The following is a 24,565-nucleotide window of genomic DNA, read 5'->3' as shown; positions in this document are numbered from 1 at the left end:
TTTAGCAGAAGGTTTCAGTTTTTCTTAAAACTCCCAAAATATTTTGCAGTTAATGAGTTTTCATACGGCTGATTCCTGGCTTATTAGGCCTCTCTCAAATCTTCTGCCAGTCCATCGTCATCCAGGTTCTGAAATCCCTGGATCTTTTCTTTTTCCTGCGTTGAGAATAATGCTTCCCCTTCTACATTTGCCGTTATTTCTTCTCCATTTTTATGCTGATAGCCGACCTCTGCACTGAACATATAAAGCGCGGATTGGTTCTCATCCTGTTTTACCGTCAGATTTTTAAGACTCAGCGTGTATCCATTTTCGTATGCCAGTATTGTGTATTGAGCACCAATCGTCGACAGGAACGTATTTAAGTAATCTTCTGTCATGTACGGCCCATATTCTTTTTTTATGTATGCATCCAATTTCTCATTCTTTTCCTCGCCATTAACTACCTTCCTGTATTTAGGATTCAGCATTAAATCTGCAAATGTTTCATCAGGACCTGTGAAAAGACGGTTCAGTACTTCGTTGACTGCTGTCTCTTCCTGCTTCCTATCTTCTTCACCGCTGCATGCTGCTGTAAAAAGTGCTGCCAAAATCAAAATCACACCTATCAGAAGCGATTTTTTCTTCACCATAAAATATCACTCTCCTTTCTTAGAAAATACAATTCAATTGACTAAACGTTTCATTTTAATAGAATCTTCCCTCAAAATAAGCATTAAGACTTAAAAAAATGAGCCAGCCGAAACGGCTGACTCTTTGCTGTTATCCTGCATCAAGCATTTTAAACTGTGACTTTACCAGTTCAAAATAAATTCCCTGATGTTTCATTAATGCATCATGATTGCCCTGCTCCATAATGTTTCCGTGGTCGAGGACGATGATGTTGTCTGCCTCGCGGATGGTTGACAGGCGATGGGCGATCATAATGGCGGTTCTGCCCTTCAGCAGCGTTTTCAATGCCTGCTGAATTTTCATTTCAGACTCCGTATCAATGCTTGCTGTTGCTTCATCAAGTATGAGAATTTTGGGGTCTGCAAGAATGGCTCTTGCAAAAGAAAGAAGCTGGCGCTCACCGACAGACAGAACATTCCCCCGCTCTTCCACTTCTGTCGCGTAACCGTTCGCCAAATCTTTTATAAATTCATCAGCACCTACCGCTTCGGCTGCTGCAATCACCTCTTCATCTGACGCTGACGGTCTGCCGAAACGGATATTTTCCATTATTGTGCCGGAAAAGATAAACGTATCCTGCAGAACCACACTGATTTGTGAACGGAGACTTCCTATTGAAAGATCTTTAATGTTGTAGCCGTCGATTTTCACTTCGCCCCCGGTAGCATCGTAGAACCTGCTGATCAGACTCGCAATCGTTGTTTTTCCTGAGCCGGTATGTCCGACAAGTGCTACAGTCTGGCCGGACTTGATTTCAAGAGAAACGCTGTTTAATGCCTTTCGGGTGCCGTCATAGGAAAATTCGACTTCATCAAAGGCGATGTTTCCTTTCATATCCGGCAGGACAACAGGGTCATCCTTTTCAGAAACAATTGGCTTTTCATCAAGAAATTCAAAAATCCGTTCAGAGGAAGCCATCCCCATCAGCAGCTGATTGTACACCTGCCCAAGTCTTGAAATCGGCTCCCAGAACATGCCCAGATAAAAAGCAAACGAAACAAATTCTCCAATTGTAATCGATTCATTTGCAATGAGAGAAGCGCCAAACCAGATAAGAATCGCTGTTCCGATCGCATTAGTCATTTCAACGAATGGACGGAACACGGCATTCTTCTGGGTCGCATCCTGCCAGCTGCTGAAGTTCTCTGTGTTGATTCCGTCAAAGAACTCGATGTTCTCTTTTTCCTGCGTATACGCCTGCGTCACGCGAATTCCCTGAATACTCTCGTTCAAATGCGAATTCAGCATGGACTGCTTGAGCCGTACTGTCTGCCAGGACCTTCTGATTTTTTTCCGCAGGCTTGTTGAGATAAAAAACATCACCGGCAGAATAATCATAATCGCGAGGGCCAGCGGCGGACTTATAGTAAAGAGAATGACGATAACGCCGATCAGCAGCAGGAAATCCATTAATAGATTGATAACCCCGCTTGTGAACAGCTCCTGAAGGGAATTGATGTCATTCATGATCCTTACCAGAATGGACCCCGCCGACCTTGAGTCAAAGAAACGGTGGGAAAGGGACTGTACATGGGTGAACAAATGCTTGCGCAAATCATAGATCACGTTTTGCCCGAGCATATTCATCCACCTGATCCGGAGGGTATTCGCAACATAGGAAACGAGATACAGTCCGAAAATCGAACCTACAAGCACCCACAGCAGATCAAGGTCTTTTTGGACGATCGCTTTGTCAAGGGTATAGACGCCAATCAGGATCGGCACAATCAGCCTGACGATCGTTGTCAGAATGACCGTTAAAAAAGACAGCGGCAGAAGATTCTTTGAATAAGGCTTAATATAGCCCATCAGACGCCCCATCTGCTTCCAGTTAAAAGGTTTTTCAATAATCTGGTCCGTTGAATAATAGAACCTCTGTTTAATCAAATTTTGTTTTTCATCCGTTTTCATGTTCCCACCTACCCTGCGTTTGACTGAACTACGGCTTGCTGATCTTTGTACTGGATATCATAGATTCGTCTGTATGGGCCTTCAGCCTGAAGCAGCTGTTCGTGCGTCCCTCTCTCTGCGACCCCGCCGTCTTCAAGGACAATAATTTCATCTGCATGTTTTAATGAAGAAATGCGGTGGGCAATGATGATCGTTGTACGGTCCTTCATCACCATTTTTAAATCCTTTTGAATCCGGAATTCTGTTTCCATGTCAACAGCACTCGTTGAGTCATCCAGAATCAGAATGCTCGGATCAACACATATAGCCCGCGCTATCGAAATCCGCTGTTTTTGACCGCCTGAAAGTCCCATTCCCCGCTCACCGAGCATCGTGTCGTAGCCTTCAGGAAGCTCCATAATAAAATCATGCGCCTGGGCCCGTTTTGCCGCATTTACAATCTCATCCATCGTGGCATTTGGTTTCCCGTAAGCAATATTAGACTTGATTGTCGTAGAAAAAAGGAATGATTCCTGGAGGACAACTCCAATACTGCCCCGCAGTGTTTTAATTGTATGATCTTTTATATCTTTGCCGTCCAAAAGGATTTGTCCTGAAGTGGCTTCGTAAAAACGTGTCATCAGCTGGGTGACCGTCGTCTTTCCTGAACCTGTGGCGCCTATCAGCCCGATTGTTTTCCCTGGAGGCGCATCAAATGACACATTTGTAAGGGCAGGAACATCTTGATCATTGTATGATAAGGAGACATTCTTAAAGGTGACATGCCCTGACAGCTTTTCTCTGGAAAGCTGTTCATCCCTGTCCGTAATTTCTTCATCTGCTTCCAGAATTTCGAGCAGCCTTTCCCCGGATGCCTTTGACTGGGAAAATAAGTTAATGACAAATCCAAGGTTCATAATCGGCCACATGATGTACCAGACGAGACTGTAAAAGGCTACAAGTTCCCCGGGCTGAAGACTTTCGTTTATGACCATATATCCTCCAAAGCCCAATAGAGCAACAACTGAGATGTTGCCGATAAACTCCATCAGCGGAAAGTATTTTGCCCAGACATCAGAAGTATCCAAATATTTTTGTCTGTATTCATTGTTGGAGGAATTAAACTTTGAAATTTCAAAATCTTCTCTGGATAATGATTTTACAGTATGAATGCCGCTGATGTTTTCCTGCACGTTTGTGTTCAGCTTTCCAAACGATTTTCTGATGCTTCTGAATGCCGGATGAACCCGCTTGTCAAAACGGTAGACCGCTACGGCAAGAAACGGAAGAGCCGCAATTGTAACAAAAGTGAGCGGCACAGAGTAATAGAACATGACGCACAGACTGATGGCAATAAGAATAATGAAGCGGATAAGTTCAGCAATCCCGAATGAAAGAAAAAACCGGAAGCCTTCTACATCTGCTGTCAGCCGTGACATCAAGTCGCCTGTTTTCGCATTATCATAGTAGCGGAACGGCAGCCTCTGCAGTTTTTCATATAGTTCATTTCTCAATCTGTAAACAGATTTGATGCCGAACATGTCGCCAAGATACTGATGAAAGTATGTCGCAACTCCTTTAACCACCATAATTCCGACAAAGCCCAGGGCAATCCACGGCACAAGCGAAAATTGCTTTTTCAGCACCACATCATCAATCGTAAACTGAAGCACCATTGGATACACAACAGTAATCCCCGTCATAATGAGCAAAAAAGCCATTGACCATAAAAAATCATTTTTGTAAGGCATATAGAAGGCCTTAAGCTTCTTAAATGTTTCCACTTCTTATCCCTCCTCCGGCCTCAACCGTTTCCTCAACTGTTTAAAATTTACAACGTATTACTTAATATATCGGGTTTCGAAATATATTTCTAGTCATTTTACTCAATTTTTTAAAAATTAATGCTAATTAATGAAACAGGTTTAAAACTTTATCATGAAACGCCTCCATACATGGTCTTACATGAAAAAAACATGGATGAACTCATCCATGTTTTCTGAACATTACCTATTCATATGCTTAATCTGCGCGTTCATGACTTTTGCTTCTGCAGCTGCTTTTTTGTCTTTTTCCATATCTCCGGGCGCATTGGCTTCCCCAATAATGTAGCCGCAAAATTCCATGCCGACGAAATCAAAGATATACTGAAACTGCTGGATCAGCGGCAATGCCTTTATTCTAGGGGAGTCTCCGCCAGCAATGACTACATAGGCTTTTTTCCCTTTAACTGTTTCTTTAAAAGATAATTTTTCATCCCGTAATGCCTGTGACCACCGGTCGAAAAAGTCCTTCATTGAACCAGACATTCCGTACCAGTACAGCGGGGTTGAAAAGACAACCGTGTCCGCCTTCAGAAAGGCGTCAATGACAGAATCAAAATCATCTTCAACCGGCTGAAAGCCCCCTTCCTCATGCCGCTTATCAGCAATCGGCAGGATGGTTTTTTACGGAGATAGATAGCCGTATGCTCTGTTCCCTCTAACACCCAATCTGCCAGTTTTTCTGAATTACCGTTCTCCCGGCTGCTTCCGTATATGGCTAATACACTCATTCCGACACTTCCTCTTGATTTGTTTTCAGCTGTTTTGCTTTGTTTAGTATGTGCATGACACAATCTGATTTTGCAGATGCATAGTCATTGCCGCTTTCCCACTCTTTTTCAGAGAGGGATCTTTTTGTTTCTTCATAGTATTTGAGGTCATTGGGACTCGCTCGAAGATGATCACGGAACAAAAGATGATCCTCCCACCACTGATGCGTAACCGGCACAGCATGAATATGAGCGGTTCTGTGCTCCCTGGCAACCGTAAGACCCTCATCTTCAACAGGATTTGGATAGAGGTCAAGCACATCCTCTTTTACCCCAATAAAAAACCGCCTGAAGGGGAGTGCCTGATCGTAAACTTTCTTGTATATGTATGGCTCTCCTGCAAGAGCTGAAACCACATCGGGCAAGTCCTTTTCACCAGGGACGCCGATCAGAATATCGATTATCGGCTTGGCAGACAGACCTTCAACAGATGTGCTTCCGATATGCTCAATTTTAAAATCCGCATTTTTAAAACAGTTTTCAAGCTTTTTTTTATGCTGCTGGAACAGTGTTTTCCAAACCGGATCATATGCCGCAAGCTCAATTTTCATATGCAGTACTCCTTTATAAAAATTCACCTTGACTATCGTACCATTTCCTGTAAGCTTTTTTAAAGCATTTTGCATGACTTAGTTACGAACGAATTTTCTCCAAAGATGCCCACCCGGCAAAGCTTTTCCCTGCATATACTTTTTTTGTGGAGGCATTGATGAAATGCTTATCCCTGTTCAAGGAGATGTTAATATGGAAAATCAGCAGGAACTGCTTGATATGAATGATGTCAGAAGGCCGTTTGGATTTGGCGGTTTTGGAAGACCGGGATTTGGGTTTGGAAGACCGGGGTTTGGTTTCGGGAGACCGGGATTTGGATTTGGCAGACCGGGGTTCGGGTTTGGCTTCGGACGTCCGTTTGGGTTTGGATTTGGCAGACCGTTTGGATTTTATCCGTTTGGATTTGGTTTTCCGTTCTTTGGCGGACTTCTCGGAGGACTCGCGCTGAGCTCGCTTTACAATCCATATTATTATGGATACGGATATCCTTATTATCCTTATTATCCTTATTACGGCTATTATTGAAAACGGGAAGAATGACTCTTCCCGTTTCTTATTTTTTCCGGGCAAGAACCGATGAGCCCTTTTCTGCATATGGATAACGTAAAGATGAATAGAAGGTGAAGCAATGCCTACAGTTGTTAATCTCTACTGCTTAAAGGTAAACAGTATTTCAGGCAACGGATCCGTAACAATTGGGGAAGCGATTCACAACAGCCATACATCCAACAATAAATCTCAGGGACTTAACTCTTCTTACGGTGACACCTCCCCTGCAGAGGCATTAATGGAAAACGTTTATATTGATCCGGATGTCAATGATCAAACCGATATTGCCAACTCTGATCCTATCAGTATAGGTGTTCCGGCGCCGGTTCCTGTTCCCATTCCAAATCCGCCGGTAAACGGGTTTCCATTTCCGGTGCCCGCAATGGCTGGTCCTGGTTCTAATATGGATGTACCTCCTGAGGTATACGTTCCTATTACTAAAAAGTAAGGAGTTAAAGCTATGCCCTTTCAGATAAATGTGTTTAACTTTCAGGTCAACGGTGTTACCCAGAACGGGAATGTTGACTTGGGTCCTACTGTCCATAACAGTCATACCGCAAACAGCAAATTCTTTGGCGTTAATTTTTCCCTTGGCAATTTTTCTCCAACTTTTTCACAAATGAATACATGTGCAATTGATCCGGACGTAAGCGATCAGGATCAAATCGCGAATCCGTCGATGCCGGTTGTCAGTCAAATATAAAAAAGGGATTAAAGGAGGGGCCCTATGGATATTCACAAGGTTCAAAAATGGCTGGAATTTACGAATGCCAATCAGAAAAATGATTTCTGGCAGAATATTTTTGATCAGCAAAAGCCTGAGCGGCTTTTTGAGGAAGACCATAAGCCTCTTTATGACCTATATAAAAGCGATACACATGTATGTGCAGTTATAGAGCTACCCGGAGTTGGACGCGATGATGTCACATTTGCGCTTAAATCCAATATCGATTTAATTGTAAAAGGCCATAAAAGGGCTCTGTATCCTCAGGAGATGGAACTTGAAAAACATCGGGCCTACGGGGATTTTGAGTGGGTCATCCGGCTTCCTGAACCTGCTCACGCCAATCAAATCAGCCTCCACTTCGATCATGGTCTTGTTTATGCTGCCTATCCTGTTTCGAGAGCGGAACCCATTCAGCCAATAGAAGGTCACAACAATCTAACTTAAGTGTGTGATACTATGCTATTTTCTTATTTTAAACGAAAACTGCTGGCAGACCTTAAAGATCAGTCGATGATTGAACGGGATCAGCTGGTGAAAAAAATTGAATCTCTTGAAAACGAAATCGGCATTCTTGTTAAGCATTTGGCTAAAGAACAGGTGAAAGATGTTTGGCAGAATGAATCCCGTTCGATCATTATCGAGAACGTAACGATTGAAAACCTGAACATCGATCAGGCTGATCTCAGCAGCAACTTTGGGCAGCTTGGCATCAACGAATTAAGCGGCCAGCTGAACATCGGAACGACGTATCAATCAAAACTTTCGGATAAGATTTCAGAAAAAACAAACAGACTGTTTGAACAATCCGGGGAAGCAGGGCCGAAGACAACCATTCGAAAAAGGCGGGATGAATAGGAACATCCGGAAAGTTCCTCATTCATTACATAATAAAAGCTGAAATCGAGGTCGATTTCAGCTTTTAGTGTTAGTTATTTTCAATCACTTTCAAAACCTTTGCCGGATTTCCTCCGACAACTGTGTTTGGAGGCACGTCCTTTGTCACGACCGCACCGGAAGCAATCACAGCATTGTCTCCAATCGTTACGCCAGGATTGATGACAGCAGCTCCCCCGATCCATACATTGTTTCCAAAGGTAACCGGCTTACCGAACTCTCTGCCGCTGTTACGTTCTTTCGCGTTTAAGGGATGAGTTGCCGTATAGATGTGAACACCCGGTGCAAGCATGCAGTTGTCTCCGAATCTTACCTCGCATACATCCAGAATGACACAGTCAAAATTAGCGAAAAAGTTTTCGCCGACATGGATATTCGAGCCGTAATCACAGCGGAAGGTCGGCTCTATGTAGACATGTTCGCCAGTTGAACCTAAGAGTTCTTTCAGAAGGCTCACACGTTCAGGATCTGTTTCAGTTGTTTCGTTAAAATGCCGGACAAGCTTTCTTGCTCTTATTCGTTCCTCTACAAGCGTTTTGTCTTGAGGGTCGTACATTTCTCCTGCAAGCATGATTTCTTTTTCCGTTCTCATAGTTGTCCTCCTTCTGATTTTCGATACCTAAAATCTTACTCTTTTTTTCACGTTTTGTTAAGTTAAACTAAATAAAAAACAGCACAGATTTCTCCGTGCTGCTGTGGTCATTTATGACAGGTCCGCAATTGCATTCAATTCCGAAATCAGTGTTTCTACAATAAATGCTGCATCCTCTTCCTCAATATTCAGAGGGGGCGAGATGGCTAGCACGTTGTTGAAGCCTGCCACTGATGCCCCGTTCTTTCCGATCAGCAGCCCTTTTTCCTTGCAGGCAGCCATGACTTTATTGACAAGAACAGCATTTAACGGGGCTTTTGTTTCTTTGCTTTCGACAAGCTCGACTCCAATAAGAAGACCTTTCCCTCTCACATTGCCGACCAAAGGATTTTTCTGCAGCCTCGACGTTAGTTCAGATTTTATTTTTGCGCCAAGCTCAGCTGAGCGCTCAAATAAATTCTCTTTTTCAAAGATTTCAATGTTCTTAAGGGCAAGGGCACACGCTGCCGGATTTCCTCCAAAGGTATTCACATGGCGGAAATAATCGTATTCCTCCGTCCCTTTAAAGGCTTCATAGATTTCTTTTTTCACAGCCGTTGCAGACAGAGGAAGATAGGCACTCGTAATTCCCTTTGCCATAGTAATGATATCCGGCTTCACACCATAGTTCATGAAACCGAATGCTTTCCCGGTCCTCCCGAATCCGCAGATGACTTCATCCACAATCAGGAGTGCGCCGTGCTTCTCGCACGCTGCTTTAACGCCCTGCATGTACTGCTCAGGAGGCATCAGAATGCCGCCTCCGGTAATGATCGGTTCCATAATAACCGCAGCGACTGTCTCGCTGAGCTCCCACGTCATGGCCTGATCAATCGCCTGAACTGATTTAAGCTCAGCAGGTTTTATACCTTCTTCTTCAGGACAACGGTACTGATCGGGCGGCGCTACATGGATAAAGCCCGGAGCGAGAGGTTCATATTTGTACTTTCTCTGAGCCTGGCCGGTTGCAGCCAGTGAACCAAGAGTGTTGCCGTGATAGGCTCTGTACCTTGAAATAATCTTGTACCGCTCATTGCTTCCTGTCTGCTGATGGTATTGGCGGGCTATTTTAAACGCCGTTTCATTTGCTTCAGATCCGCTGTTTGAGAAAAAGATGACATAATCCCCGCCAAGCATGTCATTCAGCTTTTCTGAAAGCTCAATGGCCGGCAGATGACTCTGTGTCAGCGGAAAATAAGCAAGCTTTTTCAGCTGTTCATAGGCTGCTTCTGCAAGCTCTGTTCTCCCGTAGCCTGCATTGACGCACCATAATCCAGCCATGGCATCGAGGTACCTCTTGCCGCCGGCATCTGTCACCCATGCTCCCTTAGCTTCTTTCGCGATTATGGTTGCCTCTGGATTGAACGGCTTCATGGAATGCCACAGATGCGCTTCGTCTTTTTGCAGGGCATCTTTTACATCTGTACTCTTTTGCATACTCATCCTCCCTGTCTGTTAAAAATCAAAACGGGATGTAATCATTTTTTTCCGCGTATAGAAGTTTACGCCGTCTTTTCCGTTAACATGTAGATCACCGTAAAAAGAATCCTTCCAGCCTGAAAACGGGAAGAACGCCATCGTCGCAGGCACACCTACATTGATGCCGAGCATTCCGGCATCCGCTTCTTCTCTGAACGTGCGGACAGCCTGCGCATCCTTCGTATAAATGGTTGCGCCGTTTCCATAACGGGATTTGCGGATATATTCAAGAGCCACGTCAAGATCTGATGCTCTCAGAACACTGAGTACCGGCGCAAAGATTTCTTCTTTTGCAAGGGTCATGTCCGGGGTGACTTCGTCAAAAATGGTCGCTCCAAGGAAATAGCCTTCGTTGTTGACTTCCATATCTCTCCGTCCGTCTCTGACAAGCGCCGCTCCTTCTTCCATCCCCTTCTCAATATAGCCTATGACTTTCTTCAAATGGGAATCCCTGATGACCGGTGTAAGTAGAACCTCATCATCCAGGCCATTCCCCATCACAAGTTCATCTGCTTTTCGCTTAAGGATCTTCATGAACTCGGTTCCGTCTCCGACCGTGACAACTGCACTGCATGCCATACACCTCTGGCCCGCGCTGCCGAATGCCGAACTGACAATATGCTGGGCTGCTTTTTCAAAGTCAGCGTCCGGCATGACGATATGATGATTTTTTGCTCCCGATAACGCCTGCACGCGCTTTCCGTTAGCAGCAGCTATTTCATAGACATATTTGGCGACCGGCTGTGAGCCGACGAATGAAATCGCTTTTATTTCCGGATGCCCGAGCAGGCCGTTAACCACATCGCGGCTTCCGTGAACAACGTTCAGCACACCGGCCGGAGCCCCAGCTTCCGTAAACATCTCCGCAAGTCTGTTTGACAGGAGCGGAGTTCGTTCAGAAGGCTTCAGCACAAACGTATTTCCGCATGCTACTGCAAGAGGGAACATCCAAAGCGGCACCATCATCGGAAAATTAAAAGGCGTAATGCCGCCGACTGCCCCAAGCGGGTAACGGAACATTTCAGAGTCCATATCCTCAGCAATTCCAGAAAGCGACTCGCCCATCATCAGACTTGGAGCCCCAGCCGCAAACTCCACACACTCGATTCCCCTTTGGACTTCCCCGTAGGCTTCTTTATAAGCCTTGCCATTCTCTGAAACAATCAGTTTCGCAAGCTCCTCATGGTTTTTGGACAATAAGTGATGATAGGCAAAAAGAATTCTGGCCCGCTTTGGAACAGGCACTCGCTTCCAGGTTTTAAAAGCTTCTGCGGCCGCCATTGCAGCTGCATGCACATCCTCTTCTGTTGAAATCGGCACCGATGCTATTTTCTTTCCTGTCGCAGGATTAATGACATCCTGCATCTCACTTCCAGCAGCACTCACCCATTTCCCGTTAATAAAATTCTTAATTACCGCAGCCTCATTAGCAACTGTCATTCTCATCCCTCCTGATTACTGAAAATTCTATAAATTTATTATCCCCCACAACACCACCATGTTCATTAGACACACTGTAAAACAAAAGAAAGGAAGAATGCTACATAGTGACAAGAAGAGCGGAATCAGCCGTTTAGCTCCGGGAGTCAGATAAGGAAACGGCGAAAAATTCTGTTTGCTTACCCTCCTATATCGATTTTCAGTTTGAGAGGGTACGATTCAGGCGTTTGCTTACCCTCGGATATCGATTTTCAGTTTGAGAGGGTACGATTCAGGCGTTTGCTTACCCTCGGATATCGATTTTCAGTTTGAGAGGGTACGATTCAGGCGTTTGCTTACCCTCGGATATCGATTTTCAGTTTGAGAGGGTACGATTCAGGCGTTTGCTTACCCTCGGATATCGATTTTCAGTTTGAGAGGGTACGATTCTAACGTTTGCTTACCCTCCTATATCGATTTACGGTCTGAGAGGGTACGATTCTAACGTTTGCTTACCCTCCTATATCGATTTTCAGTTTGAGAGGGTACGATTCAGACATTTGCTTACCCTCCTATATCGATTTTCAGTTTGAGAGGGTACGATTCTAACGTTTGCTTACCCTCCTATATCGATTTTCAGTTTGAGAGGGTGCGATTCTAACGTTTGCTTACCCTCCTATATCGATTTTCAGTTTGAGAGGGTACGATTCTAACGTTTGCTTACCCTCCCTATATCGATTTACGGTCTGAGAGGGTACGATTCTAACGTTTGCTTACCCTCGGATATCGATTTTCGGTTTGAGAGGGTACGATTCCGGCATTTGCTTACTACCCTCCAATATCGTTTTACAGGGTACGATCAACCTTGCTGCACAACAATAAAAAAAGAACACCTCCACAATTAGAAGTGCTCCCAATCTATTACTCAATTTTATGCTGCAGCGAAATAGTCCCTTCTGTGTTCCGGACAAAATCATAGGCCATGAGCATAAACTCAAGGGCAAGGCGTTTGTCTGAATTCATGAAGTTCTCCCCTAGCAGCAGCTCAAGTTTTTCGATGCGGTGGTACAGGGTCTGCCTGACAATAAAGAGCTTTTTGGAGGTCTCCTGCTTCGACCCGCTGCAGGCAAGATAGGTTTTCAGCGTAATCAGCATATCACCGTTGTACTTGCGGTCGTATTCAAGAACAGGACCGAGGTATTCATTGATTGTCTCTTCAAGGTCACCGTGTTTTTTTAAAAGAGACATCATTCTGTACATATGAAGATCCTGATAAAAGCAGCTTTTTCCTTCTGCTGAGAGAGAGTCCTGCAGGGCGAGAGTTTCTTTGGCCGTCTGATAGCTGTACGGAATATTCCCCAGTCTGTCCGCAAATTTCCCCACACCGATTGTGAGGGAGGAGGCTCTCTGCCTCTCTGTTCCGCTACCTGAATATATTCTGGAAATCGCTCCGCTCATGCGGTCTTTCCAGTCCTGCTTGTTCCGTTTGTTTCCTGCAATGAAAATCAGATGATGGCGGACTTCTACGGTAAACAAGTGAAAGCCGAATTGTTCAAAAACGGTTCTGAATAATAACTTAAAGTACGTGCTGTCTGCATTTTGGGTCTGGCCTGCAGCGTCAGGGGATAATTTGCAGATGCACACCGCGCCTCCGTTAAGCCTCAGCATAGGATCTTGAAAAGCAAGCTGCTCTTTGATCACTTCATCGGTATATTCCCCCTCAAGCCAGTTGGTCAGCCATTCGCTTTCTTCAGCCATTTTTTTCTCTTTTACATAGAGGTCCCTGAGCAAATGCTGGGCAAATGCATTTGCCGTCCGGTCCAGTACAAGAAGGTCAAATTCGTTCAGTTCCCTGCACTCGGTCCATATATGCAATTCTGCATACGTTTCGCCGAGAATTTGGACGGGCTGTCTGGCCGCCCATGCTTTCTTTTCCTCACTTCTTAATGAAAATAGCAATGCTTCCTTTTCGCTGATGTCAGGCTCTGGGAAAAAGTCGGTTTTATTCCCTCCAAGAACAGCCGCCACCTGTACCTCCAAATAAGATTGCATAAATTTGAGGATTTGCTTGTAATCTTCAATTTCAAGAAGCATTTTGTTCAGCTGCTGAGAATAGGTTTCAAGTTCAGATAACAGTTGATATTGTTTATTGATGATGAGGGAATGCACATCTTGTGTAATTTCAACAAAAGGCACTTCGTGATGAAACAGAATGATGGGAAAATGGCGGGAATCAGCTAGTTCAATAACATCTTCAGGTATGGTGTGGATATGAGTGCCGAGCTCAATGCACAGTCCGGCAGCCTGCCTGTCGATCAGTTGCTGAAGAAAAGAAACAAGTTGTCCGGGATGATCCTTGAAACCAAGACCTGTGGTCAAAATCAGTTCATGACCATTTAAGAGATTGCTGATTTGTATCGATTCGACAATATGCACCCATTTCAGCTGCCGCCGCAGGCCATTTGCTCCTGCAATGACTTCAGTCCGGGAAAAATGCTTTCGATTTAAAATCTCATCAATCGTTATGTATGATTTCATCCGCACACCCCTTTTTTGATGTCGCTTCCTTTTATTATAAAAGAGGCACAGGGTGAACACTATACGTTTGTCAGCTTTTCTCACAAAAAAGATAGGACAAAATCTGCCCTATCCGCGTCGAACAATGTCAATTTTTAGCTTGTGCAATCAGCATGGCCGAAAAATATTTTCTGCCATCAGCCGTTTTCACTTGCATTTCCGCTTCAGAATCATCCTGATCTTTGAAGACAAGGAATGCTCCGCTGAGGTTTTCTGTAACGGAAGATATCTTCCACCCTTTTCCGAGATAGTAATCGATTTTGTCCCGTTCAGCAAGATACTCCTGGTAATCTGACATCTTTCTCCTCCTATTATATGTGTTCTGTTTGAGCAGGCGAGATTGCTATGTTCGGCTCATATTCTTCTTCAAGATCAATGATCCAGTCGTTTCCTGCGGTGATGCCGAGGTATTTTGAATCATCCGGGTCAGTGATTTCAGCCTGTGCATATTTTTTAAACCACCAGTATTTTGCAAGAAAATAGTAGCTTGCCCCTCCGGCAGTAAAACCTATGATAAATGAGTAGTCTTTAAATATGACAGCAGCCGCTCCCCCGGCTATCCATGCTATATAGCCCGCTGCATTAATGCCTTTATAGTATTTGTACTGTCCTTCTGTTTCGTAGAGATCCTTTACATTCACTCTTCGCTTTCTGAGAAGATAGTAGTCTGAAATTAAAATGCCGCAGATGGCAGAAAGAATGCCCCCGACAACGAGCAGAATTTCAATTATGACACCAAACAGGCTCCAAGGCTGCACGACAATTCCAATTAGGCCCGCAACGGCAACTCCCGCCCAGAAAGGCACTTTCGGACCCCCTATATTTGAAAAGATAGTGGCAGCCGGTATCAGGTTGGCTGACGTATTGGTCGACCACTGCGCAAGGACAATCATGATGAGCAGCACACCGAGAACGATGCCTGTTGCAGACTGCTGCAGGGCAACAACCGGGTCGTAGTTCGTCACAGCGATATAGGAAACCGCACCAATAACGACCATAAACGTTTGAACAATGGGATAGGCGATCAGATTTCCTGCAATTTGGCTCCTGTTCCGCTTAAACCAATTACGCTCCATTTTAGGAGCCTTTACGAACCTGGAAAGGGAAGGCATATCTGCCGCAAGCGTTCCCCAAAACCCCATGTTCGCCATGATGACAACCATAAAAGCGGTGACAGCTGCACCTCCGGCTGCCGGACTCTCTACCCACGACCAGACGCTTCTTCCCTGTGCGAGCGCCTGATCTGACAGCGTAAAATACATCCATCCGGAAATAAGAATAATAACGGGTGCCGCAAGATCTGCAAAGCGCTCGATCGCTTTCATGCCGAGAGCCGTGTTGACAACTTGCAGAATGGCAAAGATGAAAAAGCAGACCATCCAATTATCAAATCCAAATAACGTTGCAAGAATTGCATTCATCGCGCTTGCTCCGAAAAACGTATTGACTCCAAACCAGCAGGAAGCAACAAACCCCCTCACAATAGAAGGAATGTGTGTCCCAAATGTCCCAAACGGCGCTCTCATATAAACCGGAAAACTCAAGCCGTGCTCAACACCTATGTCGCCCGTAAGCGTCATAATAAAACCAAGAGCAACGGAGCCCACTATGGTGGCGGCCACGACCCATCCAAGCGTAAGTGACTGGACCCCGGAACCCCCAATGGCAAATGCGGCAAGAACAACAGCCATCCCTACCCAAATCAGTCCAAAACCAAGCGACCCGATGTTTTTCTTATGATGAGGAATCGGCAGCAAATCCGGAGATTTCAAATAACCTTTCGCCACTATACATGTCCCCTTCCACATGAAACAATTAAATTTTCAGGTTGCCCATACTCTTAGATTGAGACCTTTGAAGAGCCGGCTGTTCCAAGCTGTTTCCCGTATTTAGCCCGTTTTATATATTGCCCGGTGCCGGTTTTGCCTGCAAACTGTCTGTCGCGCACGACAAATTCCCCTCTTGAAAGAACAGAAACAGGCACCCCTTTTACCTCCATGCCTTCAAACGCATTATAGTCCACAGCCATGTGGTGAGTCGCAGCAGAAATCGTTCTCTCAGCTGCAGGGTCAAACAGAACAAGATCGGCATCAGATCCAACTGCAATGGTTCCTTTTTTCGGATACAGGCCGAACAGCTTCGCAGCCTTGGTGCTCGTCAAATCAACGAACTGATTTATACTGATCCTTCCTTTACTAACCCCTTCGGAAAAGAGAATGCTGAAACGGTCCTCAATAATCGGCCCGCCGTTAGGAATTTTCGTAAAATCGCCTTTGCCAAGATCCTTTTGGCCATTAAAATCAAACGAGCACTGATCAGAACCGAGTGTCTGCAGCACGCCTGTCTTCATGGCGTTCCACAAAACATCCTGGTGCTTCTTCTCACGGAGCGGCGGAGACCAGACGTACTTGGCGCCTTCGAACTCAGGCTTTTCTAAATAAGACTGATCAAGTACAAGATATTGCGGGCATGTTTCTCCCCAGACATCAAATCCTTTGCTTCTTGCTTCGGCTATTTTTTCTACAGCTTCTGCACAGGAAACATGAACGACATACAGCTGCGATCCCGCAAGACCTGTAAGCTGGGCTGCTCTTCCCGTTGCTTCTCCTTCTACTTCAGGCGGACGTGTAAGAGCATGATAAACCGGATCTGTTTTGCCTTCTTCCAGTGCTTTTTTTGTTAAATAATCGATAACATCCCCGTTTTCTGCATGGACCATGACAAGACCGCCAAGCTCTTTTGCTGTCAGCAATGTCCGGAAGAGTGTTTCATCATCTGCCTGAAAAACATTTTTGTAGGCCATAAAGACTTTAAAGGAAGAAATTCCTTCTTCTTCAATGACAGAAGGCAGTTCATCAAGGACACGATCATTGATTTCTGAAATCATTAAATGGAAGCTGTAATCGATTACGGCTTTGTCTTTTGATTTCTTATGCCAAGTCTGGATGGCATCCTTTAATGGCTTTCCTTTTTCCGTCAGGCAGAAATCGATGATGGTAGTTGTGCCTCCAAAGGCTGCTGCGGTTGTCCCTGTTTCAAAATCATCTTTTGTAACGGTTCCTCCAAACGGCATATCAAGGTGTGTATGAGGGTCAATTCCTCCCGGGAAAATGTAGCATCCGTTTGCATCAATGATTTCTGCACCATTTTCTGTCAGATTGAGGCCAATGGCAGCAATCTGTTCTCCGATAATGAGAATATCTCCCTGAAAGGTATCAGAAGCTGTCACAATCGTTCCGTTTTTAATGAGTTTTTTCATAATTCCTCCCCCTTTCCTATTTCACAGCATTGGACGTTCCAAGAGAAGCGATCGCTGACTGCCGCTCGTTCCACGTCATTGGAGGCAGCTCATTTGCAAGTTCAACCATGTCGATAGCCCCGTCAACAGGACAGACGATGGAACAGAGATTGCAGCCGACGCAATCTTCTTCCCTTACTTTTAAGTATGGTTTTCCGTCGGACGTCATCAGCATATCAATGCACTGATGGGACGTGTCTTCGCACGCAATATGGCATTTATTGCAGTTAATGCAGACGTCTTCATTAATTCTTGCAGCAATTTTATAATTCAGATCAAGCTCGCCCCAGTCTGAATACCTCTCAACCGATTTCCCGACAAGGTCCATTACGGACGCAAGACCCTTTTCATCCAAGTAGTTTGAAAGACCTTCGATCATGTCTTCAACAATGCGGAAGCCATGATGCATGGCAGCTGTGCATACCTGCACGCCGGTTGCTCCCATCAGCATGAATTCAACTGTGTCCTTCCAGTTTGAAATCCCTCCTATTCCTGATATCGGAACATTAATGCGGGGATTTCTCGCACATTCAGCGACCATATTCAGCGCAATCGGCTTAACAGCAGGACCGCAATATCCGCCGTGAGCCCCTTTTCCTGCTACATGCGGAATCGTATTCCATGTATCGATATCCACCCCTGCAAGGCTGTTGATCGTATTGATCATCGAGATGGCATCAGCTCCGCCTGCCACTGCAGCTTCTGCGGTCACGGTAATATCCGTAATATTCGGCGTCAGCTTCACGATAACAGGCGTTTTCGCAGCTTCTTTCGCCCAGTATGTCTGCCTTTCGACGAGATCAGGCACTTGTCCTGAGGCCGCGCCCATTCCGCGCTCTGCCATACCGTGAGGACAGCCGAAATTCAGTTCAAGCCCGTCAACTCCGACATCTTCAACACGCTTGACAATTTCATGCCACTTTTCCTGTTTTGGCTCAACCATTAAAGAAGCGATAATGGCATGATTGGGAAACCTTTTTTTCGTTTCATAAATTTCCTTAAGGTTCACTTCAAGCGGCCGGTCCGTAATAAGCTCAATATTGTTAAAGCCTGCAACGCGCTGTCCATTAAAACTGACTGCTGCAAATCGTGAAGAAACATTCAGGATCGGATCACCGAGTGTTTTCCAGACAGCTCCTCCCCAGCCTGCTTCAAATGCCCTCTGAACCTGATAGCCCGAGTTTGTCGGCGGAGCTGAAGCAAGCCAGAACGGATTCGGAGACCGTATCCCGGCAAGATCAATCTTTAAATCAGCCATAGTGAATCCTCCTTTTATAGAAAAGTGGAACCGCCTTGGGCAGCTCCGAAGGACAGAAAAGGATCAGCCGGAAAAAGCCGGGTTTGCTTTTTATGGATGAGCCGTTCTGACCGAGGAGCTAGGCGGTGGAACTGGACAATACGAAATGTGGAACCGCCTCGATCAGCTCCGAAGGACAGAAAAGGATCAGCCGGAAAAAGCCGGGTTTGCTTTTTATGGATGAGCCGTTCTGACCGAGGAGCTAGGCGGTGGAACTGGACAATACGAAATGTGGAACCGCCTTGGGCAGTTCCTAATGACAAAAGAAATTACAAAGCCGGGTTCAGCGCCTCTGAAATTAGTTTTTTGTGAATCTGATAAGCTGTCAGTTTCCCCTGCTGGGCAGCGGAGACGACCATGGCTTCACCCTGGCCTTTGCCGAAGATAACATCACCGCAGGCAAATACTTTTTCGTTTGAGGTCTGATAAGTCCCTGCTGTGAGCTTTACGACTCCGTCTGCATGATCAAGGCCAAAACTCTCTATGAGAGATACATATCTTGATTGGCCGATCGCCCGGATGACCGCATCTGTTTCGATGATGAATTCAGATCCTTCAACAGGCACCGGACGCGGCCGCTCTCCTTCACTTGCTGAAGCAAGCTCCATTTTGATGCATTCAACACCTGTCACTTTGTTTTCTTCATTTTTAATAATCCGCTTTGGAGCCGTCAGCCATCTGAAAACGACGCCATCCTGTTTGGCAAATTCATACTCAAACTCGTAGGCTGTCATTTCAGCTCTAGTTCGTCTGTAGAGGATGCTCACATCCTCTGCACCAAGGCGGACTGAGCAGGTTGCAGCATCGATTGCCGTGTTCCCTGCACCGATTACGACCGCTTTTTTCCCGGCAAGCTTAAGCGTTTTTTCCGTTTTTGTTTCTTTGACAAATTCAATGGCATCATAGACACCATCTGCATCCTCGCCTTCTATGCCAAGCTTTGGCACAGCAGCCATGCCTGCGGCAAGAATCACGGCATCATACTCCTCAAGCAGCTCTGAAGGCATAATGTCTCTTCCAACTTTGGTATTCGTTCTGATCTTCACGTCAAGGCTTTTCACCTGATCGACTTCCCAAAATGAAATGGCCTGCGGCAGCCTGAATGAAACAATGCCGTAAGTGTTTAAGCCGCCTGCCTGACTTTCTGATTCAAAAATGGTGACTTCATAGCCAAGCAGAGCAAGTTCTCTTGCAGCTGAAAGACCTGCAGGCCCCCCGCCTACAACGGCAACATTTTTTCCGTTCTTTTCCCCTGCTTGAAACAGGACCTGCTCATTATGAATCGCCCAGTCGGTTGCATAGCGCTGAAGGTTGCCGATCATAATCGGTTTCGTGGAAGAATTCAGCACACAGGCTCCCTCGCAAAGTTCCTCAGTCGGACAAACACGGGAGCAGCTTGCGCCGACGGGATTTGCCGACATAATGGTTTTAGCTGATCCTTTCAAATTGCCTGAAGCGATTTTCTTAATAAAAGAAGGAATATCGATGCCGGTCGGACAGGCTTTTATGCATGGTGCATCATAGCAGTACAGGCACCGGTTTGCTTCTTCTATTGCTTCCCTGGCAGACAGGGGCGGTTCTACTTCCATGAAGTTCTGTTCAAGATCTTGGGCCGTAATCTCTCTCATCAAGCTCATTACCTCCTTTTTAAGGCAGCAGTGCCGTCATTTCCTGATACGTTTCAGGGCGTCTGTCCCGGTAAAATTGCCACGTATCCCGGACTTCGCGGATCACTTTTTTATCCATCTCCCCAATGACCACTTCATCTCTGTCACGGCTTCCTTCAGCAACAAATCTGCCTCTTGGATCGGCGAGATAGGATTGTCCGTAAAATTCACCCATATTCCATGGCCCCTCATATCCCACCCTGTTGATGGCGCCTATATAATAGCCATTTGCAACAGCATGTGCAGGCTGTTCAAGTTTCCACAGGTATTCTGACAGGCCTGCAACCGTTGCTGAAGGATTAAAGACGATTTCCGCACCGTTCAGCCCGAGAAGCCTTGCTCCCTCAGGAAAGTGCCTGTCATAGCATATATAGACACCAATCTTCGCAAATGCTGTATCAAAAACCGGGTAGCCGAGATTGCCTGGCTTAAAGTAAAACTTCTCCCAAAATCCGCCGCCGTCTTTTCCGACTCCGACATGAGGGATATGATGTTTGCGGTATTTCCCTAAATACGTTCCGTCCGCGTCAATGACAGCAGCGGTATTATAATAAGTTGCGATTCCTTCCCTTTCATAAATCGGCAGCACGATCACCATTCCAAGCTCACGGGCAAGCTCCTGAAACCGTTTTGTGGTCGGTCCGTTTGGAATTTCCTCTGCTGCATCGTACCATTTCGTATTTTGTTCCGTGCAGAAATAAGGGCCGTAGAATATCTCCTGAAGACAGACAATCTGCGCACCCCTGCTGCTTGCTTCCCTTACAAGCTTCATATGCTTTTCAATCGCCCGTTCTTTATGGATATCTACAGCCTCATTTCCGTCTGTATCATTGCTTGCCTGAATTAAACCGATGACCACTTTATCCGGCATATAAAAAACCTCCTCCGTTTCGCATAAATAGTCTAAATATTAAAAAAATAATACCTGTCTCTATTTTACTTTTAACAAATTGGCTTTACACTGTACAAATTGTTAAATGGTTAAGGAGATTTGTCTTGCAGAATGTAAAATATAAGCAGCGTGCTGTCAGTAAATCTGACACTCTTTTCTATAAAGTTGTTTTATGGACTTTTTTTAGGTAGGATAGGTAGGGAGTATACCCTGAAAGATTGGAATGATACATATGAACATTGCAGCCTATACGGTTGAAAAACTGCAGGATCCATTTGGCATTCTCACCGGAGACCGGTATGAATTTATTCTTGAGCTTGAGGTAGATGAAGAGGATGAGCTTTATACTGAAAAAGGTCTCCTGATGAAGGTGATTTTTGCTGTAAACGACACCGGTGAAGGAACCGTTTCTGTTTATCATCTGATGGAGCAGGAAACAAATGCAGTTCTTGATTTTGAGCTTGAAGAAGAAGAAGAAATCATGGTTAAAGCATTTTGCCAGGAGCATTACAGAGAAGAAAAGTAAAACGAGCAGGGAATGAACCCTGCTCGTTTTCTTTTGCTTATTTTTTGAAGATACCAAAAGGTTTTCCAACAGGCAGCACTGTTTTTCCGAAATGAGTATTCAGCACCGCTGCAGCAGAACCGTAGAACGACAGCAGGGCAATGATCAGCTCAGATACAGCAGCAAGCATGTGTGTTGCCTCATGCATAATATCAAAAGCACTCAGTGAAAGTCCGATAAATAGAAAATCGATAAAAACAAAAATCAAAAACAGGACCTTGTGTGTTTCCATCGCACCGATTGTCATGAACAGACTGAAAATCAGGTATCCGACAAATGCAAATCCAAGCTGTTTTGGATCAGCGGCTGCCGCAAGCTTCTCGCCGAACACGCCCATTTGAATCAGCCAGGTTGCGCCGACTCCAAGCCAGAAAAAGCCGAAAGCGCCAAATGCAGTCGTTCCAAATGTGTTGTTGTGTTTTGCATCGTGAACACTTGCAAAAAGCTGTGCAAAGCCGCCCAGGAATATCGCCCAGGGCAATATAAGTGAAAGACCGTCAGTCAATCCAAGTTTTTGTGACGAAGCCACTAGTGTTACCATAGCGAGTCCAAATAGCCCGATTGCCGAAGGATCTGCAGTAGTGATTTTTACTTGCTGTACATTTTGTTGATTCATGGTGAGCCTCCTAAATATTTTACACATACTTGACCACGATACAGGATGCAGATACCGGTGTCAATGGATTTTTTATGCGCAGTTAAAGGTAACCGTTTGCAAAAAAATTATGACCCTTCATGTATGGCAGCACGCTGAGAAAGGTCATATCCCGGTTGCTTATGACCCTTCATGCATCACAAGACTCTGCGAAAGGTCATAACTCAGCTCTTTATAACCCTTCATACATAACAGGACTCTGCGAAAAGTCATTTACCGCCTGCTTATGCCCCTTCATATGCGGAAGGAAATCTTTAAAAGCCATATGTTTTCAACTGAGGTTTTCAGATGCGGTAACATTCTGCAAATCCAGGAATAGAGCAAATAAAAAAGCCGCTCAGACCTGAGCGGCTTTTTCGTTCATTATAATTTTACAACATTCTCAGCTTGAGGTCCGCGGTTGCCTTCAACGATGTTGAATTCAACTTCTTGGCCTTCTTCTAATGTTTTGTACCCTTCGCCAGTGATCGCGCTGAAGTGAACGAATACGTCGTTTCCGCCTTCAACTTCGATAAATCCAAAGCCTTTTTCTGAATTGAACCATTTTACTTTTCCAGTCGTCATGAGAGAAAACCTCCAAAAATTTTTTAATATGCCCTACTATTTACAACATGGTAAATAAAATATTCACATATTATAAAGAGTATCAATTAGAGGAATAGATAGTCTTTATAACATGTGAATGCTAAATGCCATATAAAATCATAAAAAGATTTTGATAGTGTGACAAATCTATTGGTTATTCATTTATTATCTGTGAACACAAAGCAACGAAAGCCCTACCTCTCTCTCGTCCTTGCGGCTCCGATGACCGCGCCAGCTTGAATTGAGCTAACAAAAATCAAAGGATTTGAATTTGAAGCATTTGTCCGTATAAGGACTGATTGACTCATTATTAATATGGTAGAAGGGTATTTCATAATGAACTAACTTTTTCATTATACATGGAAAGGTTTAGAAAATCAAATAAATGGTTAAAAATGTAGAAAAAAGAAAGCGCTCCGTAAACGGAGCACTTTTTTTATTCTGCGTTTTCTGTTTCGGCAAGCACGCGGTTTACACGTTTTTCAAGCATTTTCATGCCGCTTCCGCCTGCCTGGAAGTGACGGAGAGCTCCTGTTTTGTCAAATACATAATAAGCAGGAACATACTGATTTTCAAATGCATCTGTCAGCTTATGTTCGCTGTCAACAAAGATTGGCTGTGAAATATCATGCTCAGCAGCAACTTTCTTGATGTCTTCAAGGTTCAGATCGTCTTCTGATCTTGGCATGTGAACAGCCACAACATTAAGTTTGTCTTTGTACTGATCTCTGAATTCATTTACTTGAGGCATTGCCTCTTTGCAAAGATGGCAGCTTACTGACCAGAAATGGATCAGTGTAGGTTTCTCGCCAATCAGGTCTTCTTTTGTCAGCTGGCCGTTCAGCCATTCAGTTGCGCCGTTCAGTTCAGGCATTGGTGCGCGTAATTTCATTGTGTTTCCCTCCATTGCTTGTTTAAAAAAGGCCTAACAAAAAGTTAGACCTCTCATCAACCGTTTATTAAAGTGTAGCTTGTCCAGGTTTCCAGTTAGCCGGGCAAAGTCCGCCAGTTTGAAGAGCCTGAAGCACACGAAGTGTTTCATCTACGTCACGGCCGATGTTGTTGTGGTTAACAACAGCGTATTGAAGCTCGCCGTCAGGATTGATGATAAATAGTCCGCGAAGAGCTACGCCTTCTTCTTCAATAAGGACGCCGTATTCGCGTGAAACCATATGGTTTGTATCCGCTGCAAGCGGGAATTTAAGGTCGCCAAGGCCGTTTTCTTTACGGTCTGTGTTGATCCATGCAAGATGAGTGTGGATTGTATCAGTTGAAACGCCGATTACTTCAGCATCAAGATCTTCGAACTCATCATAACGGTCTGACATTGATGTAATTTCAGTCGGGCAAACGAACGTGAAGTCCATTGGGTAAAAGAACAGCACTGTCCATTTGTCGTTTTTCATATTTTCTTCAAGGCTTACTTTTCCAAATTCCTTGTCAGCCATTACCGCATCCATTTCAAAGCGCGGTGCTTGTTTACCTACCATGCGTTCTGCCATGATGTATCCCTCCAATATGTAATTGATATCTGGAATCGATATCAGCTTAATTGAGAATCATAAAATGATTTTCTCAATTATTGTCTTGTTTATTTCACATTGACCATTATAGTGCAATGTTTAT

Annotated in this window: 23 protein-coding genes and 2 pseudogenes; 6 read left to right on the top strand and 19 right to left on the bottom strand. The window is 44.8% G+C overall.

The window, feature by feature from the left end; translation table 11 throughout:
* Positions 1–83 precede the first annotated feature (83 nt).
* The 5 genes and pseudogenes from ACTSEZ_RS03785 to ACTSEZ_RS03765 all read right to left on the bottom strand — a co-directional run bounded on the left by ACTSEZ_RS03785 (position 84) and on the right by ACTSEZ_RS03765 (position 5,703).
* Entirely contained in the window at positions 84–629 is a 546-nt protein-coding gene (locus tag ACTSEZ_RS03785) for a hypothetical protein (protein ID WP_369732868.1), read from the bottom strand.
* A gap of 130 nt (positions 630–759) precedes the next feature.
* Positions 760–2,580, bottom strand: coding sequence for an ABC transporter ATP-binding protein (locus tag ACTSEZ_RS03780; protein ID WP_369732867.1), 1,821 nt, complete (start codon positions 2,578–2,580; stop codon positions 760–762).
* 8 nt (positions 2,581–2,588) lie between these two features.
* On the bottom strand, positions 2,589–4,343 hold the full coding sequence (locus tag ACTSEZ_RS03775; protein WP_369732866.1) for an ABC transporter ATP-binding protein: 1,755 nt from the start codon (positions 4,341–4,343) through the stop codon (positions 2,589–2,591).
* A gap of 222 nt (positions 4,344–4,565) precedes the next feature.
* Positions 4,566–5,113 (bottom strand): annotated as a pseudogene (locus tag ACTSEZ_RS03770) (flavodoxin family protein).
* Positions 5,110–5,703 carry a GrpB family protein gene (locus ACTSEZ_RS03765; protein WP_369732865.1) on the bottom strand — a complete coding sequence of 198 codons (594 nt, stop codon included), beginning with the start codon at positions 5,701–5,703 and terminating at the stop codon, positions 5,110–5,112. Before ACTSEZ_RS03765 ends, ACTSEZ_RS03770 begins: the two are co-directional and overlap by 4 nt.
* 220 nt (positions 5,704–5,923) lie before the next feature.
* Between ACTSEZ_RS03765 and ymaG the strand changes: the two genes are divergently transcribed.
* The 5 genes and pseudogenes from ymaG to ACTSEZ_RS03740 all read left to right on the top strand — a co-directional run bounded on the left by ymaG (position 5,924) and on the right by ACTSEZ_RS03740 (position 7,835).
* Complete coding sequence (gene ymaG / locus ACTSEZ_RS03760) at positions 5,924–6,229, top strand: inner spore coat protein YmaG (RefSeq protein WP_369733078.1); 306 nt, start codon at positions 5,924–5,926, stop codon at positions 6,227–6,229.
* A gap of 103 nt (positions 6,230–6,332) precedes the next feature.
* Positions 6,333–6,593 (top strand): annotated as a pseudogene (locus ACTSEZ_RS03755) (spore germination protein); the annotation flags it as partial.
* A gap of 120 nt (positions 6,594–6,713) precedes the next feature.
* Positions 6,714–6,956, top strand: coding sequence for a spore germination protein (locus ACTSEZ_RS03750; protein ID WP_369732864.1), 243 nt, complete (start codon positions 6,714–6,716; stop codon positions 6,954–6,956).
* Between the two features lie 24 nt (positions 6,957–6,980).
* Entirely contained in the window at positions 6,981–7,424 is a 444-nt protein-coding gene (locus ACTSEZ_RS03745; protein ID WP_369732863.1) for an Hsp20/alpha crystallin family protein, read from the top strand.
* 12 nt (positions 7,425–7,436) lie between these two features.
* On the top strand, positions 7,437–7,835 hold the full coding sequence (locus ACTSEZ_RS03740; RefSeq protein ID WP_369732862.1) for a hypothetical protein: 399 nt from the start codon (positions 7,437–7,439) through the stop codon (positions 7,833–7,835).
* 70 nt (positions 7,836–7,905) lie between these two features.
* Here the strand turns inward: ACTSEZ_RS03740 and ACTSEZ_RS03735 are convergent, their stop codons facing one another.
* From ACTSEZ_RS03735 to ACTSEZ_RS03690, 10 genes are all read right to left on the bottom strand, one after another.
* Positions 7,906–8,466, bottom strand: coding sequence for a maltose acetyltransferase domain-containing protein (locus tag ACTSEZ_RS03735; RefSeq protein ID WP_369732861.1), 561 nt, complete (start codon positions 8,464–8,466; stop codon positions 7,906–7,908).
* A gap of 111 nt (positions 8,467–8,577) precedes the next feature.
* A complete protein-coding gene (locus tag ACTSEZ_RS03730; protein ID WP_369732860.1) occupies positions 8,578–9,942 on the bottom strand; it encodes an aspartate aminotransferase family protein in 1,365 nt (454 codons plus the stop codon).
* An 18-nt stretch (positions 9,943–9,960) separates the two neighbouring features.
* Complete coding sequence (locus ACTSEZ_RS03725) at positions 9,961–11,424, bottom strand: CoA-acylating methylmalonate-semialdehyde dehydrogenase (protein WP_369732859.1); 1,464 nt, start codon at positions 11,422–11,424, stop codon at positions 9,961–9,963.
* A 900-nt stretch (positions 11,425–12,324) separates the two neighbouring features.
* The gene (locus ACTSEZ_RS03720) at positions 12,325–13,941 is read right to left on the bottom strand and encodes a PucR family transcriptional regulator (protein WP_369732858.1); all 1,617 of its coding nucleotides are present in this window, start codon (positions 13,939–13,941) and stop codon (positions 12,325–12,327) included.
* A 127-nt stretch (positions 13,942–14,068) separates the two neighbouring features.
* Complete coding sequence (locus ACTSEZ_RS03715) at positions 14,069–14,278, bottom strand: hypothetical protein (RefSeq protein ID WP_369732857.1); 210 nt, start codon at positions 14,276–14,278, stop codon at positions 14,069–14,071.
* Between the two features lie 13 nt (positions 14,279–14,291).
* Complete coding sequence (locus ACTSEZ_RS03710; RefSeq protein ID WP_369732856.1) at positions 14,292–15,788, bottom strand: NCS1 family transporter; 1,497 nt, start codon at positions 15,786–15,788, stop codon at positions 14,292–14,294.
* A gap of 32 nt (positions 15,789–15,820) precedes the next feature.
* Positions 15,821–17,239 carry a dihydropyrimidinase gene (hydA, locus tag ACTSEZ_RS03705; protein ID WP_369732855.1) on the bottom strand — a complete coding sequence of 473 codons (1,419 nt, stop codon included), beginning with the start codon at positions 17,237–17,239 and terminating at the stop codon, positions 15,821–15,823.
* 16 nt (positions 17,240–17,255) lie between these two features.
* Positions 17,256–18,536 (bottom strand): NAD-dependent dihydropyrimidine dehydrogenase subunit PreA, encoded by a 1,281-nt coding sequence (preA, locus tag ACTSEZ_RS03700; RefSeq protein ID WP_029565509.1) that lies wholly within the window; start codon positions 18,534–18,536, stop codon positions 17,256–17,258.
* 308 nt (positions 18,537–18,844) lie between these two features.
* Positions 18,845–20,203, bottom strand: coding sequence for an NAD(P)-dependent oxidoreductase (locus tag ACTSEZ_RS03695; protein ID WP_369732854.1), 1,359 nt, complete (start codon positions 20,201–20,203; stop codon positions 18,845–18,847).
* Positions 20,204–20,222: 19 nt separating this feature from the next.
* Positions 20,223–21,113: a nitrilase-related carbon-nitrogen hydrolase gene (locus tag ACTSEZ_RS03690; protein ID WP_369732853.1), complete on the bottom strand. Its 891-nt coding sequence runs from the start codon at positions 21,111–21,113 to the stop codon at positions 20,223–20,225.
* Between the two features lie 253 nt (positions 21,114–21,366).
* Between ACTSEZ_RS03690 and ACTSEZ_RS03685 the strand changes: the two genes are divergently transcribed.
* Entirely contained in the window at positions 21,367–21,660 is a 294-nt protein-coding gene (locus tag ACTSEZ_RS03685) for a DUF6509 family protein (protein WP_369732852.1), read from the top strand.
* A 37-nt stretch (positions 21,661–21,697) separates the two neighbouring features.
* On the opposite strand, the gene ACTSEZ_RS03680 is transcribed toward ACTSEZ_RS03685, so the two are convergent.
* The 4 genes from ACTSEZ_RS03680 to ACTSEZ_RS03665 form a co-directional block, all read right to left on the bottom strand.
* Positions 21,698–22,315, bottom strand: a complete 618-nt coding sequence (locus ACTSEZ_RS03680; RefSeq protein WP_369732851.1) for an acetate uptake transporter — start codon at positions 22,313–22,315, stop codon at positions 21,698–21,700.
* Positions 22,316–22,717: 402 nt separating this feature from the next.
* Entirely contained in the window at positions 22,718–22,918 is a 201-nt protein-coding gene (gene cspD / locus ACTSEZ_RS03675) for a cold-shock protein CspD (RefSeq protein ID WP_029281530.1), read from the bottom strand.
* 457 nt (positions 22,919–23,375) lie between these two features.
* Complete coding sequence (locus ACTSEZ_RS03670) at positions 23,376–23,831, bottom strand: TlpA family protein disulfide reductase (protein WP_369732850.1); 456 nt, start codon at positions 23,829–23,831, stop codon at positions 23,376–23,378.
* A 67-nt stretch (positions 23,832–23,898) separates the two neighbouring features.
* Positions 23,899–24,441, bottom strand: a complete 543-nt coding sequence (locus ACTSEZ_RS03665; RefSeq protein ID WP_029281532.1) for a peroxiredoxin — start codon at positions 24,439–24,441, stop codon at positions 23,899–23,901.
* Positions 24,442–24,565 lie beyond the last annotated feature (124 nt).

This window comes from Metabacillus mesotrionivorans (genome assembly GCF_052171315.1).
Lineage (GTDB): Bacteria > Bacillota > Bacilli > Bacillales > Bacillaceae > Bacillus_P.
This window is presented reverse-complemented; position numbering and strand designations above follow the sequence as displayed.